This window comes from Leifsonia sp. NPDC056824, from assembly GCF_042789575.1.
Taxonomy (GTDB): Bacteria; Actinomycetota; Actinomycetes; order Actinomycetales; family Microbacteriaceae; genus Leifsonia.
This window is the reverse complement of record NZ_JBHUAV010000001.1, coordinates 937456-954634: the sequence shown is the minus strand read 5'-3', so window position 1 is coordinate 954634 and position 17179 is coordinate 937456. Positions and strand designations below refer to the sequence as shown.

Annotated in this window: 19 protein-coding genes and 1 tRNA gene; 11 read left to right on the top strand and 9 right to left on the bottom strand. The window is 68.5% G+C overall.

Annotated features, from left to right (window positions below):
* Positions 1-79 precede the first annotated feature (79 nt).
* Positions 80-1027, top strand: a complete 948-nt coding sequence (locus tag ACFRFH_RS04670; protein WP_382461842.1) for a cupin domain-containing protein — start codon at positions 80-82, stop codon at positions 1025-1027.
* 60 nt (positions 1028-1087) lie between these two features.
* Here ACFRFH_RS04670 and ACFRFH_RS04665 read toward each other — a convergent pair whose 3' ends face one another.
* Positions 1088-1729, bottom strand: a complete 642-nt coding sequence (locus ACFRFH_RS04665) for a TetR/AcrR family transcriptional regulator (protein ID WP_382461841.1) — start codon at positions 1727-1729, stop codon at positions 1088-1090.
* Between the two features lie 105 nt (positions 1730-1834).
* On the opposite strand from ACFRFH_RS04665, the gene ACFRFH_RS04660 reads away from it, so the two are divergent.
* The 4 genes from ACFRFH_RS04660 to ACFRFH_RS04645 all read left to right on the top strand — a co-directional run bounded on the left by ACFRFH_RS04660 (position 1835) and on the right by ACFRFH_RS04645 (position 4366).
* Positions 1835-2377: a carboxymuconolactone decarboxylase family protein gene (locus ACFRFH_RS04660; RefSeq protein ID WP_382461840.1), complete on the top strand. Its 543-nt coding sequence runs from the start codon at positions 1835-1837 to the stop codon at positions 2375-2377.
* Position 2378: 1 nt separating this feature from the next.
* Positions 2379-3203 (top strand): isocitrate lyase/phosphoenolpyruvate mutase family protein, encoded by an 825-nt coding sequence (locus ACFRFH_RS04655; RefSeq protein ID WP_382461839.1) that lies wholly within the window; start codon positions 2379-2381, stop codon positions 3201-3203.
* 61 nt (positions 3204-3264) lie between these two features.
* Entirely contained in the window at positions 3265-3912 is a 648-nt protein-coding gene (locus ACFRFH_RS04650) for a nitroreductase family protein (RefSeq protein WP_382461838.1), read from the top strand.
* A 76-nt stretch (positions 3913-3988) separates the two neighbouring features.
* Entirely contained in the window at positions 3989-4366 is a 378-nt protein-coding gene (locus ACFRFH_RS04645) for an MmcQ/YjbR family DNA-binding protein (protein WP_382461837.1), read from the top strand.
* A gap of 9 nt (positions 4367-4375) precedes the next feature.
* Here ACFRFH_RS04645 and ACFRFH_RS04640 read toward each other — a convergent pair whose 3' ends face one another.
* Positions 4376-5761 (bottom strand): FAD-dependent oxidoreductase, encoded by a 1386-nt coding sequence (locus ACFRFH_RS04640; protein WP_382461836.1) that lies wholly within the window; start codon positions 5759-5761, stop codon positions 4376-4378.
* A 418-nt stretch (positions 5762-6179) separates the two neighbouring features.
* Here ACFRFH_RS04640 and ACFRFH_RS04635 point away from each other — a divergent pair, with 418 nt between their 5' ends.
* Complete coding sequence (locus tag ACFRFH_RS04635) at positions 6180-7088, top strand: alcohol dehydrogenase catalytic domain-containing protein (RefSeq protein ID WP_382461835.1); 909 nt, start codon at positions 6180-6182, stop codon at positions 7086-7088.
* Between the two features lie 130 nt (positions 7089-7218).
* Here ACFRFH_RS04635 and ACFRFH_RS04630 read toward each other — a convergent pair.
* From ACFRFH_RS04630 to ACFRFH_RS04620, 3 genes are all read right to left on the bottom strand, one after another.
* A tRNA-Gly gene (locus tag ACFRFH_RS04630) sits at positions 7219-7289 on the bottom strand.
* Positions 7290-7370: 81 nt separating this feature from the next.
* Positions 7371-7748, bottom strand: coding sequence for a VOC family protein (locus tag ACFRFH_RS04625; protein WP_382461834.1), 378 nt, complete (start codon positions 7746-7748; stop codon positions 7371-7373).
* A 15-nt stretch (positions 7749-7763) separates the two neighbouring features.
* On the bottom strand, positions 7764-8456 hold the full coding sequence (locus tag ACFRFH_RS04620) for a hypothetical protein (protein WP_382461833.1): 693 nt from the start codon (positions 8454-8456) through the stop codon (positions 7764-7766).
* Between the two features lie 63 nt (positions 8457-8519).
* Between ACFRFH_RS04620 and ACFRFH_RS04615 the strand changes: the two genes are divergently transcribed.
* Positions 8520-9188, top strand: a complete 669-nt coding sequence (locus ACFRFH_RS04615) for a cation diffusion facilitator family transporter (protein ID WP_382461832.1) — start codon at positions 8520-8522, stop codon at positions 9186-9188.
* A 19-nt stretch (positions 9189-9207) separates the two neighbouring features.
* Here ACFRFH_RS04615 and ACFRFH_RS04610 read toward each other — a convergent pair whose 3' ends face one another.
* On the bottom strand, positions 9208-9690 hold the full coding sequence (locus ACFRFH_RS04610) for a carboxymuconolactone decarboxylase family protein (protein ID WP_382461831.1): 483 nt from the start codon (positions 9688-9690) through the stop codon (positions 9208-9210).
* A gap of 46 nt (positions 9691-9736) precedes the next feature.
* On the opposite strand from ACFRFH_RS04610, the gene ACFRFH_RS04605 reads away from it, so the two are divergent.
* Complete coding sequence (locus ACFRFH_RS04605; protein WP_382461830.1) at positions 9737-11137, top strand: PLP-dependent aminotransferase family protein; 1401 nt, start codon at positions 9737-9739, stop codon at positions 11135-11137.
* A gap of 19 nt (positions 11138-11156) precedes the next feature.
* Here the strand turns inward: ACFRFH_RS04605 and ACFRFH_RS04600 are convergent, their stop codons facing one another.
* Entirely contained in the window at positions 11157-12254 is a 1098-nt protein-coding gene (locus tag ACFRFH_RS04600) for a GNAT family N-acetyltransferase (protein WP_382461829.1), read from the bottom strand.
* Positions 12255-12408: 154 nt separating this feature from the next.
* Here ACFRFH_RS04600 and ACFRFH_RS04595 point away from each other — a divergent pair, with 154 nt between their 5' ends.
* Complete coding sequence (locus tag ACFRFH_RS04595; RefSeq protein WP_382461828.1) at positions 12409-13335, top strand: helix-turn-helix domain-containing protein; 927 nt, start codon at positions 12409-12411, stop codon at positions 13333-13335.
* Positions 13336-13385: 50 nt separating this feature from the next.
* Positions 13386-13667, top strand: a complete 282-nt coding sequence (locus tag ACFRFH_RS04590) for a hypothetical protein (RefSeq protein ID WP_382461827.1) — start codon at positions 13386-13388, stop codon at positions 13665-13667.
* Positions 13668-13676: 9 nt separating this feature from the next.
* Here ACFRFH_RS04590 and ACFRFH_RS04585 read toward each other — a convergent pair whose 3' ends face one another.
* A complete protein-coding gene (locus tag ACFRFH_RS04585) occupies positions 13677-14930 on the bottom strand; it encodes a phosphatidylserine decarboxylase family protein (protein WP_382461826.1) in 1254 nt (417 codons plus the stop codon).
* A gap of 1 nt (position 14931) precedes the next feature.
* Positions 14932-15054: a hypothetical protein gene (locus tag ACFRFH_RS04580; RefSeq protein WP_370055144.1), complete on the bottom strand. Its 123-nt coding sequence runs from the start codon at positions 15052-15054 to the stop codon at positions 14932-14934.
* 108 nt (positions 15055-15162) lie between these two features.
* Between ACFRFH_RS04580 and ACFRFH_RS04575 the strand changes: the two genes are divergently transcribed.
* Positions 15163-17151 (top strand): ATP-binding protein, encoded by a 1989-nt coding sequence (locus ACFRFH_RS04575; RefSeq protein WP_382461825.1) that lies wholly within the window; start codon positions 15163-15165, stop codon positions 17149-17151.
* The last annotated feature ends 28 nt before the right edge of the window (positions 17152-17179 follow it).

Sequence of the window (17179 nt, the reverse complement as noted above, 5' to 3'; positions counted from 1 at the left end):
AGACGGGCTCCTGCCGATCTGCCGCATGATGCTACGGGTAGACTATTCGATGTCATCGAGTCGCCCGAGAGTGTCAAAAATGGATGAGATCAGTCAGCTGCTGCGGATAGCGCGGCTTGAAGCACGCTTGGACACCCGGTGCTTGCTCGGCGGTTCCACCACGATGGAGCCCGGCCCGCGCGCACCGCGAGAGATCCCGTTTCATGTCCTGCTCGAAGGCGAATGCGATCTCGAGGTCGGCGGGACGCTCCATCACATGACTGCCGGCGACGTGGTCATCGTCACGACCGGAGAGCGCCACCGCATCATCACCGCGGGCACTGGACCGAAGAGATCGATCGCCATCCGCGACAGCGCCACGTTCTCGATCAAGACCAGCGACGACGACAGGGAACCGGTCATCGACTTGTTCTGCGGTCACTACACAGTCGGTGCGGGCGCGGGAGCGATCCTCTTCGGGTCCCTGCCCGCTCCGACCCATGTCTCTCTTTTCAACGACACCCGAGGGCGACACACCCTGGGCGGACTCAGTGAGCTCATGCGCGCGGAAGCGGAGCATGACGGCACGGGATCGGCCGCGATCATGTCGGCATTCTGCACGGTACTCATCGCACTCGTGCTTCGGACCGCGGCCGCGACTCCGAACGCGCATGGCAGGCTGTGGACGGCGGTTCCCGACCCGCATATCAGCCAGATCATCCAGGAGATCCTGGCTCGCCCGGCCGACCGCTGGTCTCTCGAAGGACTCGCCGCACAGTCCTCGATGTCGAGAGCCACATTGATTCGCCGGTTCCGAACGGCGACCGGTATGACGTTCGGTCAGTTCTTGACGCGGGCACGACTGATGATCGCGGCCGACCTGCTGGACAACTCCGACCGGAACATCGCCGTCGTCGCCGCTGAAGTCGGCTACCAGTCCGAGTCGGCCTTCACGCGAGCATTTCGTTCCGCAACGGGGCAGACGCCATCGGATTTTCGTCGAGCACCCCGACAAGGGACCATCGCGGCAACTGATTACCTGCCCTGACCCTAAGTGGTCTATATCGTCCACTTAGGTTCGGTTCCACCACCTGTGCCGACGCGCAGCCTACTGCTGGTCGCCGGGCTCGAGTGAGAACGTGCGCAAGTGGTCCACTGCGGCATAGAGGGCGTCCTTCAGCGGCGCGATCTCCTGTGCGACCTGGGCGAGGAGTATTCCGCCCTGATACGCGGCGATGAACATGTTGGCCAGCCGAACCGGGTCGGCCGACGGGGCGAGTCGTCCACGCCTCTGCATCCGCTCGAGGCCTTCGCTGAAGACATCTCTCCACTGCTGGAAGGCGTGTGCGAGCGCGTCGTGGATGTCGAGGTCGGTCTTGATGAGCTCACCGGCCAGTGAGCCGAGGCTGCAGCCATCCTGAAAGGGCCGGCCAGTGAGGACATAGAAATCGGCCCAGGCTTGGAAGGCCTCGATCGTGTCGAAACCACCGAATTCGTCGCTTCGATGGAACTCGAGAATGTCGGCGGCCTGCCAGTCGATGACCCCGAGGACCAGACCCTCCTTTGTGGGGAAGTAATGGGTGAGCTGTGATCCGCTGACGCCGGCAGCGCTGCGGATCGCATCGTTGTTGGTCGCTTGGACGCCGTTCGCGTAGATCAGCTCCGCCGCGTGCTTGAGAATCCGATCGCGTGTGGCCTCCCCCTTGGCGGTGAGCTTCGGTGAGGTCCTCGATTCCAGCGTGCTCATCATGCCGTCACCCTATCATCAAAACTGGGCTTGACAACCCAGTTTGCATGGTTCACACTCGTGGAGTGGACGAAATAGTCCCTAAATGACCACAGAGGAGCACTTGCCATGTCGCGACTGACCGCACCCCAGCCCGAGGAGATCCCCGACGGGGCGCAGAGCATCCTCGACACCATCCAGAACCAGTTCGGGTTCGCGCCAGGGATGTTCACCACCATCGCGGCCAACCCCGCCGTCCTCGAGATCGTGATGACCCTGCAGCGCAGCATCGGCAGACTGCTCGACGCCAAGACGCGACACACGATCGCGTTGGCCGTCTCGCGCTCGAACGGGTGCGACTACTGCCAAGCCCTCCATTCGTTCGTGTCGTCCGAACTCGGTGGCATGACGTCCGATGACATCGAGCTGGCGCTCGCTGGAAGCTCGACCGATCCTCGTCGAGCCGCCGTCGCCCGCTTCGTGCAGCGTGTCGCCGAAACGCGCGGGCAGGTCGGTGACGCGGACATCGCTGCGATCCGTGGCGCCGGCTACACCGACGCCGAAATCCTCGCGATCGTGACGATCACCGTGGTGTTCCTCCTCACCAACTTCATCAACAACGTCAACCAGACGGTGGTCGACGTGCCCGCCGCCGACGCGAAGGCGGCCTGACATGCCCGGTTCCGAGCTTTACGAGAAGTTCCTCGCCCTGCACGCAAAGGACGACGGCTTCGTCATGCCGAACGCGTGGGACGGCCTTTCGGGACAGCTCCTCGCAGCTGCCGGGTTCGAGGCGATCGGCACATCCTCCTTCGCCCTCGCGGCTTCGTTGGGGCGCCCGGACGGCCGGCACCAGGTGACTCGCGACGAGCACCTGACGCACGCCGCGTTGCTCGCCCGTCTCACGGGGCTGCCCGTCAACGGCGACTTCGAGGACGGCTACGGGGACACACCCGAAGATGTTGCGGCGACGGTGAACGCAGCGATCGAGCACGGGCTGGCAGGAATCGGCATCGAGGACACCTCAGCTGATCCGGCCAACCCGATCCGCGACTTCGACGAGGCTGTGGCGCGAGTGCGCGCCGCCGCGAACGCGGCACACGGTCGCATCGTCGTCACCGGCCGGACCGACAACTTCCTGCACGGGCGGCCGGACCTGGACGACACGATCCGTCGGCTCACCGCGTTCGCCGAGGTCGGAGCCGACGTCGTGTACGCGCCGTACCCTCCGGACGCTGGCGCGCTTCGGGCGATCGTTCGCGCCGTTGCGCCGACACCGGTCAACGTCCTGATCTCCCCGGCTGACGCCGTCCTGTCGGTGGACGAGCTGCGCCAGATCGGCGTGAAGCGCATCAGCCTCGGCCCGGCCCTCTATGTGCATGCGATGGGGGCGGTCGAGAAAGCGGTCGCCGCACTCGGACGAGGAGACATCGCGGCCGCGACTGACGGCATGGATTTCGGGCGAATCGACGCGCTCCTCCACCGCGGCGACCAGTGACCGCATCAGGTCCACGTCGCCCCTCACGACCCAACCACCACGAAACGAAAGAAGAACACTGATGGATCTCGACAAACTGATGAGCAAACACCTGACCCGGTACTTCGATGGCACCAAGACCATCCCCGAGGAGACGCTCGATCAGCTGCTGCGCTTCCTGCGCTCCACGCCGTCGTCGGTCAACATCCAGCCGAACCATTTCTACGTGCTTTCCACCGAAGCCGGGAAGCGGAAGCTGGCCGATAACCTCGGCGAGCGTTTCCAGGACAACGCCGAGAAGGTCATGAACGCCTCGCAGGTGGTCATCCTCACCACGCGCACAGACGTGCCGGACGCCCACCTCGATGCGATCTTCGCCAAGGAGCGCGCTGATGGGCGTTTCCCCGAAGTCGCCACGCACGACCTCTGGGAGTCGATGACGCGCGACTTCCTCAACATCCGCGGCACCACGTATGACGACCTGGACCACTGGATGGAGAAGCAGACGTACATGGCGGTGGGAATGACCATGATGGCGGCCGCCGAGCTCGGAATCGACGCCACCCCTCTCGAGGGCTTCGATCGGGACAGCGTCGATTCCGCTTTCGACCTTCCGGCGACCGGCTACACGACGACAGTGCTCCTCGCGCTCGGTTATCCGGACCCGACGAAGGTGTACGCGACACCGATCTCGAGGTTCGACCACGATCGCATTTTCACCTTCATGTAATCGACCGGAGCTCGGCCGGCGCAGACGACTGCGCCGGCCGTGTTCCGGCGACCCGAACACGAAAAGGAGACAAGAAATGGCTCAGAACACGCCAGTGCAGCTATGGGCTGCGACTCGGGCGGACGGATTGCCGGGCGCTACTCGATCACATCAGTCCACGGGCGACTGGGAGGTATGGAAAGTGTCGGGCAAGGTGTTCATGCTCCAGACCGCGATGCCGGGAGAACCCGTCGTCATTCTCAAGGCGGATCCCGCAGATGCGCTGGCGTTGCGCGAAGCTCACGCGGACATCACGCCCGGCTACCACATGAACAAGGTGCACTGGATCACGGTCCATCCGGGCGGATCGGTGCAGGCGGAGCTCGTCGGCGACCTCGTCTCCGATTCGTACCGACTTGTTGTCGAAGCCCTGCCGCAGGGACAACAACCGGTGGACCCGGAAACCTTCCGGTGAAGCTCGACTTCAGGCCACGATCTTCGTGAAGATCTCGTTGAAGGCTTCCGTCGTACTCGGGTGGGTGTAGATCCCGTTCTGCAGCGTCGTCGCGGTGACACCCTGTTGCATCGCCAAGGCGACCACGTTGATCACCTCCTGGGCGTCGATGCTCAGAATCGCCGCGCCGAGGATGAGGTCGGTGTCTGCATCGAGGATGAACTTCATCACTCCACGAGTCTCCTCGACCGTGTATGCGCGTCGGAACGCGACGATGTTCGCGACCTTCTCACGCGCGACCGTGATGTTCAGCCCGCGCTCTCGGGCCTCCCGCTCCGACAGGCCGACGGTTGCCAGAGGCGGCGTGATGAATACGGTCCGCGGGACGGCCACTCGATCTCTCGTGCTCCGTTTGCCGTCGCCCAGCAGCTGGTCGAGCACGATCCGCGCGTCGTCCAACGAGATGTAGGTGAACTGCGGTCCGCCGTTGACGTCGCCGAGGGCGAAAATGTGCGGCTGCGACGTCCGTAGATACTCGTCGACGACGACTGCACCTCGAGGTGCGACCTCCACGCCGGCGGCATCGAGGTTCAGCCCGTCGGTCGCGGGCTTACGCCCTGTTGCCGGCAGGACAGCGTCACCCTGGACTGTCTGGGCAACGCCATCCTTGACGTAGGTGACGACCGTCCCCCCGTCTACATCCTGAACGCGGGTGACAGCTGAACCAGTGATCAGCGTGATGCCGTCACCGGCGAGGATTTCGGTTGCAACCTCTGCCACATCCTCGTCCTCCTTGGGCAGAAGTCGGTCCGCCGCCTCCAGGACGGTCACCTCGGACCCGAAGTGCCGGTAGATCGATGCGAATTCCAGCCCCAGGTAGCCGCCGCCGATGATCACCAAGTGCTGAGGCAGCGTGGCCAGGCGAGTGAGGTCGCTGCTGCTGACCAGATGCTCGCTCGACTCGATTCCCTCGATCGGCGGAACGATCGGCTCAGATCCCGTATTGATGAGGATCGTCGACCCGGTGACGGTGATCTCATCCGTGCCCTCGCCGACCGCGATGGTGTGGGAGTCGACAAAACGTGCTTTCCCGGTGATGACGGTGGCGAGGTCTTTGCTGTCGATGGCGTTGAAGTTGGCGGCGCGACCAGCTGCAGTCAGTGCCCGAACTCCCTCCATGGAGCTGGCGAAGAACTCCTGGGCCGCGTCTTCAAGGCGCCTCGAGTTCGAATAGTGCACGAGCATCTTTGTCGGGATGCAGCCGACATTCGGGCAGGTCCCTCCGTACATGTCCTCGGACTGTTCGATCAGGATGATGCGCTTACCCGCGCTTGAAAGCGCGTGAGCCGCGGTCTTCCCTCCCTTCCCGAATCCGAGAACGATGACATCGGCCGTGAGAGCTGTGGAAGTGTCCATGCATCGAGTGTCGTACGCGCAGGATGTTACAAACCGGCTACTGGGTGTCAGATACTAGCCCTAGAGTTCCAACGCAGGCCTTGTGTGTGCTGCCTGGGGCGAGTGAAGAGTGTTTCCGTGCGGAAGCGATCGACGGCCTTTCTCTCGGCTGGGGGTAAGAGCGGCCGCACACGTCGACGCCGATGAAGTGGGCAAGCTCGCCCAAGCTCGGCAGTGCAGAACAATCGCACACGGACTTGCAACTCTAGGGCGAAAAATCGACACGCAATGGGCTGTGTGAATCAACTGGGCTGGGAGAGACTCAAGACATCGACGCACACCCAGTGCGAAATACAGCAGTCATGCGAGCGGAAACTAACGCGTCACAGGATAGGAGAACATCATGATCGGGATTGGAGCCCAGGTTGTCGACGGGACCGTGGAGGTCCTCGACCTGCCCACTCCTCGCCAGCCGGAAGCAGGAGAGCTTCTGCTTGAGACCATCACTGCGGGTATCGGGCCGTGGGACGCCCTCCTGCACATCACCAACGGGTGGGACGTCGAGCTGAAGCCGCCGGCCGCGCTCGGCGTCGAGGGTGTCGGGCGCGTCATCGCGATCGGCGCGGACGTCGCGGCATTCACGGTGGGCGACGTGGTCGTTGTTCACGACACGCCTCTGCCCGGCGGAAGCGGATTCTGGGCTCAGCAGGTCCTCGTGCACGCCTCCAGCGCAGCACTTCTGCCGTCGGGCTTGAGCCCGGAAGCGGCGGCCGCGTTGCCGGTCGCTGCCCTCACGGCCAGTCAGTCCCTCACGGAGCTCCAGGTCGCACCTGGAACCCGGCTGCTTGTCGTCGGCTCGGGTCCCACGGCCGTCATGGCGATCCGGCTCGGCGTGCTCGCCGGCGCCGAGGTCGTTGCCGCTGCGAGCCCTCGGCACAGCGACCGGCTCCGGAAGCTGGGCGCGGTGGACATCATCGACTCGCATGCCGACGACTGGGCTCGGACGACGGATCGTCGCTTCGACGCAGTACTCATCGCTGCCGACGGCACCTCTCAGGAGGCGATGAAGCTCATCGACGACGGCGGCCGTCTGACTTCGCTCACGTCCGACGCGCCGGAGCCGACCCGCGGGATCACGACGAACAACCTCTACATCGTGCCTGACGGTGCCGACCTGGAGCGGCTCGCGAAGCTGGCCGCCGCCGGGGAACTGACCTTGGATGTGACGACGGTCAGAGCCGAGCAGGCCCCGGCTACCGAGGCCATCGTCGCGACGGGTCGCTCACGCGGCGTGAAGTACGTGATCGAGTTCGATACTTCCACCGAAGCGGAGAACTCCGCCGCCTGACGAGTTGCGGCGCCGCTCTGATGAGGGGCGGCGCCGCTCCTGATCTGCCTTCGTCGACTGGAGCTCGCCGACCGCTGGGCACGATTCGTTGATTTGCTGAAGCGACGAGCAGGGATCGACCCAAAAACGGAGCGAGTGACGGGAATCGAACCCGCGCTATCAGCTTGGGAAGCTGAAGTTCTACCATTGAACTACACTCGCATGGCCCGGAATCCCAGTAAAACACTGGGAATTCAGGCTTCCGCCAACACTACCCGCTCTCCGTGAATCGGCCAAACCCGCTCACGGGTCGTGCCGCGGCTCGTAGCTCACCAGCCCCACAGTGTTCCCTTCACTGTCTTCGATGAACGCCATCCACTCGTCGTTTCCCGCGGGGCCGATCGCATCGTCATGGTGCGTGAAGATCACATGCGGCTCGGTGGTCACGGTCACACCGTCGCCGCGCAACCGCTCCACCGTCTCGGCCACATCGTCCACCTGGAGGTAGACCAGCGCCGACGGGGCGCCTTTCTCGAGGAGGAGGCGGCCGATGCCGATGTTGAAGAAGAGGAGGCCGGGCGGGTCGAAGCGGGCGGCTGCCGTCTCGCCGAGCAGGTTCTCGTAGAACGCCGCGGCTCGGTCGAGGTCGTCGGCGTGCTGTGCGACCTGCAGAATCTCCACGCGCTCAGTATCCGGTCAGCCGTGCTCCGGCACCAGTCCCTTCGATCCCCGCGCCCGCAGCAGCAGCGCGACAGCGGCAGCCACGATCCACGCCTCCTGCAGGACCGACACCGCGACGGCGGCGATCAGGCCCGCTTCGCTGAAGATCGCCACGATTCCGGAGGCCACGAACAGTCCGGCGATGACCAGCGCGAGCGGGCCGAACGCGCGTGGGAGCACCGAGGTGAAGCGCAGCGCCAGGCCGGTCGCGGCGAACAAGGGGGGCGCCGTCGCCAGCGCGGACACCCTCGCGAACACGCCGCTCAGCGTGAGCGCGGTCAGTGTCCCCTCGGTGGAGCGAGCCGCGGCTGCCGTCGGGACCGCGATCAGGAGTGCCGCCTCGACCACCGCGACGCCGATCAGCAGCGCGACGCCAACGGTGACGAGCTGGCCGATGAAGCAGGCCCCTTTGCCGGTCCGCGTGACGAGGACGAGGAAGAACACCGCGCTCAGGAGGGTGCCGGTGACCAGCAGCCAGGCGCCGGCGGAGAAGAGGGTCTCGTGCGAGCGCACGGACGTCATGAGCTGGGAGGCGGTCACGACGGCGAAGGGCGGCCGGCCCGCGAATGCGGTGACGACGAAGGAGGCCGCCAGGAGCACGGGGCCGGCGATGCCGAACCAGCCGCCTACCCGGGCGAGGCGCGGGCTGGTGATCGCGGGGTCTTTCATGGAGGTCCTCTCGGCAGCGTCAGTGCGCTCGGTCAGATCCTGCCATGTGACAGTATCGGGAGCGTGGACTCCGAGCCGGGCAGCGCCGCGGCCGATCGGAGGCCGAGGTGGAGTCAGGCGCGCCGGGTCGCGATCGTGCTCGGGCTGAACGCCGCCCTGATCGTGGGGCTGGTCGTCGTGGGCGTGGTCGCCGGATCGGTGAGCGTGCTGGCCGCGGCCGGGGACACCGTCGCGGACTGCCTCGCCCTGGCCCTCGGCCTGGTCGCGATCGCTCTGCGCGACAGGGACCCCGAACATCCGCACGCGAACCGGCCCATCGCCGTGGCCGCGCTCGTCAACGGGACCCTCCTGCTCGTGGTCACCGCGACCGTCGTCGTCGAGGCGGTCGCCCGGCTGCGGGAGGGCTCGCCGCCGGTCGAAGGTCTCCCCGTTGTCATCGTCAGCCTGGTGACCATGATCGTGATGCTGGCGGGCGCGTTCGTCCTCGGCTTCTCGGCCGGCGACGAGGACATCCACATGCGGTCGGTGCTCCTGGACGCGCTGGCCGACGCCGCAGTCGCCGCCGCCATCGTGATCGCCGGCGTCATCATCCTGGTCACGGGCGGCGCCTACTGGCTGGACCCGGTCCTGGCGCTCGGCGTCTCGCTGGTCATCGCCGTCGCCGCAGTGCGGCTGATCGTGAAGGCCGTGGCCGCGCTGCGCGGACGAGCCGTCGACTTCGACGACGACTGACCGGGGAGTCCCCGCGACCTCAGCGGGCGTCCTCCCGCTCCGGCTGCCAGGGACGGGCCGCGGCGCCGAGGGCGTTCCACGCGTTGATCGTGACGATGAGGGAGAGCATGGCGCCGATCTCGTCGGGGCTGAAGTGCTCGGCGACGGCTTCGAAGTCCTCGGCGGGGACATGTGTGGAGGCGACCCGGGTCACGGACTCGGTGAAGGCGATGGCCGCGCGCTCGCGGTTGGTGAAGAACATCGACTCCTGCCAGACCGGCAGCGCGAAGATCCGCTGGGCCGTCTCGCCGACCGCGAGGGCGTCGCGCGAGTGGGTGTCGACGCAGTAGGCGCAGCCGTTCAGTTGGGAGGCGCGGATGCGGATGAGCTCGCGGAGGCGTGCGTCGAAGTCGACGCGGTCCAGCTCGCGGGTGGCGGCGTTGTCGAGGTGGTTCATCGCCTTGCCGAAGATCGCGGCGTGCGTGTCGAGGTCGAGGCGGACGGGGATGGTCGTTGTCGTCATGCTGCAAAACTATTGGCCAAGAGGCCCACGAGTAAGATCCAATCGCATGACAGAAAGATGGGCCATTTCCGGCCGTGACCTCCACGTCGAGGTCGGCGGCAACGCGGTGCGGACCTCGCTCGAAGAGTCGCTCCGGCTCGCCGTGCGCGAGGGGAGGCTGCCGGCCGGCGCCCTGCGGCCGCCGACGCGGACGCTGGCCGCCGACCTCGGGATCAGCCGCAACACCGTCGCGAACGCGTACGACCAGCTCGTCGCGGAGGGCTGGCTCATCGCGCGGCAGGGGTCAGGCACCCGGGTCGCCGACGCGGCCGTCGAGCCGTCCCCGAGTCCGGAGCCTCTCGCGCCTGCGCCTGCCCCTGCCTTCGACCTCCGCGCTGGCTACCCCGACGTCTCGTCGTTCCCGCGGTCGGCCTGGATCGCCGCGTCCCGAGCCGCGATCAACGCGGCCCCGGCGAGCACGTTCGGCTACGCCGACGTGCAGGGGCTGCCCGTCCTCCGCGAGGCGGTGTCCGGCTACCTCGCGCGGGCCAGGGGAGTGCGCGTCACGCCAGAGCGGGTGGTGATCTGCTCCGGCTTCACGCACGGCCTCTCGATCGTGGGAGCGGTGCTCCACGCGCAGGGCGCCCGCCGCGCGGCGGTCGAGTCGCACGGGCACCGACAGCATCGCGATCTGCTCGCCGGGCTCGGGCTGAGCTGTCAGCCGGTGCCGGTGGACGCGCTCGGCGCGCACCCGCCCGAGGCCGGCGCCGCCGACATCGCGCTCCTCACACCGGCCCACCAGTTCCCCCTCGGCGCGGCCCTGGACCCGGTCAGGCGCGCGGCCTTCCTGGAGTGGGCGACGGGCACGGACGGCGTGATCGTGGAGGACGACTACGACGCCGAGTTCCGCTACGACCGACGCCCGATCGGGGCGATGCAGGCGCTCGCTCCCGAGCACGTCGCGTACCTGGGCACCGTCAGCAAGACCCTCGCTCCCGGCATCCGGCTCGGGTGGATGGTCCTCCCGGCCCGGCTGATCGGGCCGGCGGTCGAGCGGCTCGCGCGGGACCTGGCCCTCCCCTCGGTGCTGGATCAGCTGACGCTCGCCGAGCTGATCCGGTCGGGCGGGTACGACCGCCACATCCGGCGCAGCCGTCTCGCCTACCGTCGCCGTCGTGACGTGCTGGTCCGGCAGCTCGCGCGGACGACGCCCGCGCTCGAGCTGGAGGGCCTCCCCGCCGGGATGCACGCCGTGCTCTCGCTGCCCCACGGTGCCGACGAGTCGGCCATCGTCGCGGATGCTGCGTCCCGCGGGCTGGCTCTGGACGGGCTGGCCCACTACGCCGCGCCGGGACAGCTCCGCCCGTCCGCGCTCGTGATCGGCTACGCCACGCCGCCGGAGCACGCCTACACGAGCGCGCTCGCGCGGCTGACGGCGACGATCCAGGGCGCGGGCCGCTCCGGTTGAGAGCGGCCCGCGTCCCGGGCTACCCGTCGAGGCGCTTCCGCCAGCGCGCCGAGAAGGCGTTCGCCGCGAACCCGATCGCGTCGTTGACCTCGAGCATCGGCACGTTCTCCTCCGCGTTCACCGTCTCCACGAGCGCGCACCCCGGGAACCGGGCGGTCAGCTCGCGCAGGTTGGCGAGCTTCAGCAGCATCCCCAAGCGGTGTCCGCGGTGCTCGCGCAGCACCAGGGTGTCCATCTGCTCGGCCGGACGGTCGGACTCGCTGGACACGTCGAGCTCGGTGAACCCGACGGCCTGTCCGGTCTCCTCGTGGACCACGATCGACGTCAGCGCGACCCTCGGGCTCTCGGCCCAGAGGTCGTCGACGGCGCGCACGCGCTCCGCCGTCCAGACGTCGGTCAGCTCGATGCCCGCGTTGGGGGCGTCGGTGTTCATCCTGGTGCGCAGGAACGCGATGGACTCCACCCACTCCTCCGGCGTCCGGCCCTGCCAGGAGACCGTCCGGTAGCCGGCGGCCGCCGCGACCGCGTCGGCGAGAAGCGTGGCGAGCACGTCCGCGTCGACCGGCAGCGGCAGGGCGCTGATGCGCCCGACCTGTTCGAGCGAGAAGCCCTGGCGGAGCAGGAACCGGGTCGACGGGAGGCCGATCGGCACCGACCCGAAGCCGGTCGGCGCTGCGACCGCCTCACCCTCGACGCCGGCCGGGTAGGTCGACTGGTTCTGGATGGTCGCGCGTCCGGCCTCCCTGGCCAGCTCCTCCAGGCGGGCGAACAGCGCCGAGCCGATGCCGCGGCCGCGGAACTCCGGGAGGACGGAGACTGCGCCCCAGCATTCCGGCGCGTCGGCCGGCAGGGCCAGGTTCGCCCGGGCGACGACGCGGCCGTCGACCTTGGCGACGAGCCCGGCCATCTGCCGCGACTCGTCCCTCCAGTCCGGCAGCAGCTCGGCGGCGGTCATGACCTCGCCGGCGTGGCCGCGCTGCTCCGCCTCGACGGCGCTGCGCACTGCGGCGAAGGCGACGAAGTCCGCGGCATCCGCGGCGTCGACGCTGACCGGGACGACGAGCGGCTCGACGGTGAAGCCCGTGAGCGTGGTGGTGGTGTTCTCTGACGTAGACATGAAACCTCTTCGTTTGCAGGGTCGATCGACTCACCCACGGTCGTGGGGAGGAAGGGGCTCTGCTAGAGGATCACGAGGGAGAGCATTCCATAACGGCCGCCCGGATCGCAAGAACCAGTAGGTGTGTCCGGCCTCCCGGGAGTACTGTTCCCGTGTGGACGCTCTCAGGCGCGTGCAGAGCAGCACGGGCGACCCGGCGGAGGCCGACGCACTGCTGCGCGAGGCGGGCGGCCGGTTCGCGTTCTCGCGCGACCCCGGGTCGGACTTCGCCTTCCGGGTGAACCAGGCCGGCGACGAGGGCGTCGACGTCGGGGTGTACCGCATCGACGGGGAGTGGCAGTCCGATGGCGAGTTCGACCGGTTCGGCGTCTCCGGCGTCTTCTCGGGCGACTACCGCTGGGAGATCGACGGCGACCGCGACTCCGGCTACGCGACACCGTTCCTGTCACGGCCCGGGCACGAACTGTTCGGCCACGGCGACGACCTGACGATCGTCAACGTCTACATCACCCCCGAACGACTCACGGAGGTCGCCCGTCAGGTCTACGCCGACGACCGCATCGCCCCGGTCTTCGACTCGCCCCGGCCGATCGACCCGCAGCGCAGCCTCGTCATGCTGCAGACCCTCCAGGTGGCCGCGGAGTACGTGCGGTCCGGGGCGATCGGGCATCCGCTGGTCCGTGCGAGCCTGTTCCACCAGCTCGCGGTCGGCGCGCTCGAGACCTTCCCGCTGCTCCGGGACGGCGAGCGTGCGCCCGTGACGCGGCGCGCCGAGGCGACCGTCTACCGCCGCGCGACGCGGTTCATCGACGACTGCCTGTCGCTGCCGATCACGCTCGGCGACGTCGCCGCCGCGGCCGGAACCGACCTCCACACCCTCACCGCGGTGTTCCGGTCGCGCACGGGCACCGGAGCGGGCAGCTACCTGCGCGGCGCCCGCCTCTCTGCTGCGCAGGTCGACCGGATGGCGGAGCCCGCGCTGAGCGACGCGGCGCTCGCCGCCCGCTGGGGATTCGCCTCGGAAGACCGTTTCCGCCGAGCGTACGGGTCGGCCTTCGGCGCGGCGGAGGGACCCCGCTAGCCGAATCAGCCGCCGGGTGTAACGTTCACCACGAATCCGAGGAGGCTGACATGCCCGACTTCTACGTCAGGGTCGCCAACCGCCGCCTTGACCCGGTCACCGATCTGGAGACCACCCGCGCACAGATCGTCGACGCCGTGCGGGAGGGCGGCGACTTCGTGGACTTCGTCGACGGCGCGCGCGTGATCAGTGTGCTCATCACGCCCTCCACCACCGTCACCGTGCATCCGCTCGCGGAGGCGGCGCGGACGCTCCGGCCCGTGCCGGTGGGGCCGAACGGGCTCGACGCGGTCTTCCCGTCGTTCGACGCGTACGAGGACTATGGCGTCTGACCAGCGGTCCTACCGCGGCGCGACCGCGAGCCTCGAGCGCACCTTGAGCACGGACGCGCCGGCCGCGCCGGTCTGCGGGATCGCCCCGAGGGCGAACTCCTGGATCGCCCCGGGCCGGAAGACCAGGCACTCGGTGGAGCCGCCGAACTGGAAGTAGCCCAGTTCGTCGCCCTTCCCGACGCGGTGTCCGGGCACGATGTCGTCGCCGATCACACAGGAGGACACCTCCACCATTCCCACCGGCACCACCGCCATCAGCCCGATCGCCGGGTTGTCCGCCCGGATGAGGATGATCGCCCGCGCGGCGACATGGGCGAGGTAGCCCTGCGAGACCGTCGCCTCCACCGCCTCCGCGCCCTCCGAGTCCGCCTCGGAGAAGTAGGTGCCGGGCTGCACGAACGCGCGGACGATCGTTCCTGCGACGGGGCTGTGCCAGCGGTGGTAGTTCAGCGCGCTGAGGAAGCCCTGGTACACCGTCCCGCCGACGAACTCGTCCACCGACTCGTCGTCGGCGAGCATGTCCTGCAGCGAGTACGGCTGGTTCTTGATCCAGAACTCGCTGTGCCGGGCGACATCCCGGCTGATCCGGTACGGCGTGGACTCGCAGGCGCTCACCACCACCGCGTCGTCGTCGGGGGAGTCGACCGGCCGCGCGCCCTCCTTCAGCCGGCGGGTGAAGAAGTCGTTCCAGGAGGTGAAGCCCCAGTGCTCGGCGTCGGGGTCGTGCTCGAACTGGTCGATGCCCACGACCTCGCGTGCCTTCTCGGACATCCAGCCCTGCGGTGAGTCGTTCAGCACCGAGAGCGAGCCCGATCCGTTGAGGAACTCGGCCCAGGCGTCGAGGACCTTCTTCAGGATCGAGTTGACCCGCGGGTCGCGATACGCGGCCATCCCGGAGGGGGTGCCCATCGTCCAGTCGAGGATGCCCGTGAGCGGTGTGGTCACCATCGCGCCCTCGCTGAACTCCGGCGCCGTGTCCAGCACGTCGTCGATCAGCCGGAGGAGCTGGCCGACGCTCTCGATGTGACGCGTGCTGTACCGACGGGTCTGCGGCACCTCCTGGATCATCCGGGTCAGGTACATGCGCACGATCGCGTCCCGGCCGATGAGGTCGGCGAACTCCTGGATCACGGGATGCCGGTACGGGGCAGTGTCGTCGTCGCCGAGCCGCTCGATCCGGCCGTCCAGCCAGGCCTCCAGCTCGTCCTGGTCGTGCGGGAGCCAGCCGCCGCGGCGCTTGAGGTCCTCTGATCCCCGGGTCATGTCAGCGGTCGTCCGCTCCGCCGCCCGAGGCGGTGTCGGCGCCGTCGTCGGACTCTTCAGACTGTGGGCCGGAGCCGTCGGGGAGGTCGTCGGGGTCGGGGTGGTGCGTGTCGCGATCGGTCATCGTTCTCGTCCCTCCTGTCGTTCGTCGTGTCGTCGGCAACGTACGCCCGGGCCGCCGTGAGGGCGAGCCTGCACGCCGATCGCGCCGCCCGCGGGTACGGTCCCTGATGTGATCCTCAGCCCTGCCGACGTTGCGCTTGCCGACGAACAGGACTTCGAGCGGTCCCGTGCCGCCTTCCCGTGGTGGGGGTGGCTGCTGGCCGCCGTCCTCCTCTTCGCCGCGTCGGTGCTCGGCGTCCGGCTGGCTCCGCCGGGCAGCCAGGTCGCGATCTGGTGGCCGGCGGCAGGCCTCGCCGTGCTGCTCGTGCTGCTCGTGCGCGGCCGGAGGGAGCGGGCCGCGGCGCTGGGCGTGGTCTTCGTGGCCACAGCCCTGGCGAACGCCGTGGCCGGGCGGCCGCTCCTGGTCTCGTCCGCGTTCGGGCTGGCGAACGCCGTCGAGGCCCTTGTGGTCGTCGCGATCCTGCTCCGTATCGGAGGCACGGGCTTCCGCCTGCGCGACCTCGACTCGGCGCTGAGGTTCACCGCCGCGGTGCTCGCCGGTGCGGTCACGATCGGGGTGCTGGCGGCCACCACCGTCGTCGTCTTCGAGGGCGGCGGCTTCGTCGCCACGGCGGCGTTCGTCGCCGCGTCGCACGCGGCCGCCGTGTTCATGATCGCTCCGTTCAGGCTGCTCCCGCCCACCCTTCCGATGCGCGCGAACCTCGTGGAGGTGGGGGTCCAGTGCGTCACGCTGGCGGTCGTGATCGTCATCGTCTTCCATCCCGCGACGAGCCTGCCGCTGGAGTTCCTCCCGTACCCGGTGCTCTCGTGGGCGGCGTTCCGGTTCCCCATCCGCATCGCGGTGACCGAGACGCTCCTGGCGTCGATAGCCATCCTCGCGCTCACCATCGCCGGCGGCGGCCCGTTCAATCGGTCGACCGTGGACCTCACGGAGCGGGCTGCGCTCGCGGAGATCTTCCTGGTCACCTTCGCGGGCTTCGCGATCGTCCTCGCGGCCGCCCAGTACGACCTGCGGTCCACCACCCGGCAGCTCCAGGCCACCACCCGGCTCCTCTCCGGCAGCCTCGTCGAAGCATCCGTCGGACTGCTGATCGGGGAGCGCTCCAAAGCCGGCGAGCTGCGGGTGATCTGGCGCAACCCCACCGCCGAGGCTCTGCTTCCCCAGGGGAACGGCCGGCGATGGGAGGGGGAGCTCGCGGACGCGGCGCGGTGGGCGCTCGCCGACGGGGCGCCCGTCACGGTCGCCGACGAGTCGCGTACGCTCACGGTCGCGGCGAACGGCATCCCGGACGAGCCCGACCGCTTCGCCGTGCAGCTCGTCGACGTGACCGAGACGCTCCGGTTGCAGGCGGCGACGCTCGCCGCCGAACGCGAGCAGGAGGCGGCACGCACCACCCGGATGGACCTGGAGCGGCAGCGGGAGGACTTCGTCGCGACGACGAGCCACGAGCTCCGCACCCCGATCACCAGCATCGTCGGATTCTGCGAGCTGCTCGCCGAGTCGGACGCGCTCGGAGACCAGGAGAAGGCCTGGGTGGAGGTGATCGACCGGAACGCGGCGCGGCTGTCCTCCCTGGTCGAGGACCTCCTGACCCTGGGGGCGACGGTGGGGAATCCCGCGGGCGCCGCGCCCACCGAGGTCGACATGGACGCGCAGATCCGCGACGTGGTGACCGCGTCCAGCGTCATCGCAGCGAAGAAGCACATCGATCTCTCGGCGATGGGTCACGCCGGGATCGCCCGCGCGGAGTCGGCGGACGTGGGCCGGATCCTGACCAACCTGATCGCCAACGCCGTCAAGTTCACGCCGGAGGGCGGGCGCGTGACGGTCACGTCGTCCGCGGACGAGGCGACGATCACCGTGGTCGTGGCGGACACCGGGCCGGGCATGAGCGAGGAGATCCTCGCGCACGCCTTCGACCGGTTCTATCGCGCGCCGGGGATGCAGAAGGCCGCCGTACCCGGCACGGGTCTGGGGCTGGCGATCGTCGCGGAGCTGGTGGAGCGCAACGGGGGCTCCGTCCGGCTCGCGTCGCCCGCGAACGGCGGCACCCTGGCGACGATCGAGCTGCCGAGAAGCCTGCCCGCGGCGCAGTGACGGCAGGGACCTCAGCCGGTCGCCGCCG

Bases quoted from the DNA above. Each gene is read 5' to 3' on its own strand.
- ACFRFH_RS04580 (WP_370055144.1), bottom strand. From the start codon at position 15,054: ATGACCGATCGCGACACGCACCACCCCGACCCCGACGACCTCCCCGAC.
- ACFRFH_RS04655 (WP_382461839.1), top strand. From the start codon at position 2,379: ATGCCCGGTTCCGAGCTTTACGAGAAGTTCCTCGCCCTGCACGCAAAG.
- ACFRFH_RS04640 (WP_382461836.1), bottom strand. From the start codon at position 5,761: ATGGACACTTCCACAGCTCTCACGGCCGATGTCATCGTTCTCGGATTC.
- ACFRFH_RS04600 (WP_382461829.1), bottom strand. From the start codon at position 12,254: ATGTCTACGTCAGAGAACACCACCACCACGCTCACGGGCTTCACCGTC.
- ACFRFH_RS04670 (WP_382461842.1), top strand. From the start codon at position 80: ATGGATGAGATCAGTCAGCTGCTGCGGATAGCGCGGCTTGAAGCACGC.
- ACFRFH_RS04665 (WP_382461841.1), bottom strand. From the start codon at position 1,729: ATGATGAGCACGCTGGAATCGAGGACCTCACCGAAGCTCACCGCCAAG.
- ACFRFH_RS04650 (WP_382461838.1), top strand. From the start codon at position 3,265: ATGGATCTCGACAAACTGATGAGCAAACACCTGACCCGGTACTTCGAT.
- ACFRFH_RS04605 (WP_382461830.1), top strand. From the start codon at position 9,737: ATGACAGAAAGATGGGCCATTTCCGGCCGTGACCTCCACGTCGAGGTC.
- ACFRFH_RS04645 (WP_382461837.1), top strand. From the start codon at position 3,989: ATGGCTCAGAACACGCCAGTGCAGCTATGGGCTGCGACTCGGGCGGAC.
- ACFRFH_RS04590 (WP_382461827.1), top strand. From the start codon at position 13,386: ATGCCCGACTTCTACGTCAGGGTCGCCAACCGCCGCCTTGACCCGGTC.
- ACFRFH_RS04610 (WP_382461831.1), bottom strand. From the start codon at position 9,690: ATGACGACAACGACCATCCCCGTCCGCCTCGACCTCGACACGCACGCC.
- ACFRFH_RS04660 (WP_382461840.1), top strand. From the start codon at position 1,835: ATGTCGCGACTGACCGCACCCCAGCCCGAGGAGATCCCCGACGGGGCG.
- ACFRFH_RS04620 (WP_382461833.1), bottom strand. From the start codon at position 8,456: ATGAAAGACCCCGCGATCACCAGCCCGCGCCTCGCCCGGGTAGGCGGC.
- ACFRFH_RS04585 (WP_382461826.1), bottom strand. From the start codon at position 14,930: ATGACCCGGGGATCAGAGGACCTCAAGCGCCGCGGCGGCTGGCTCCCG.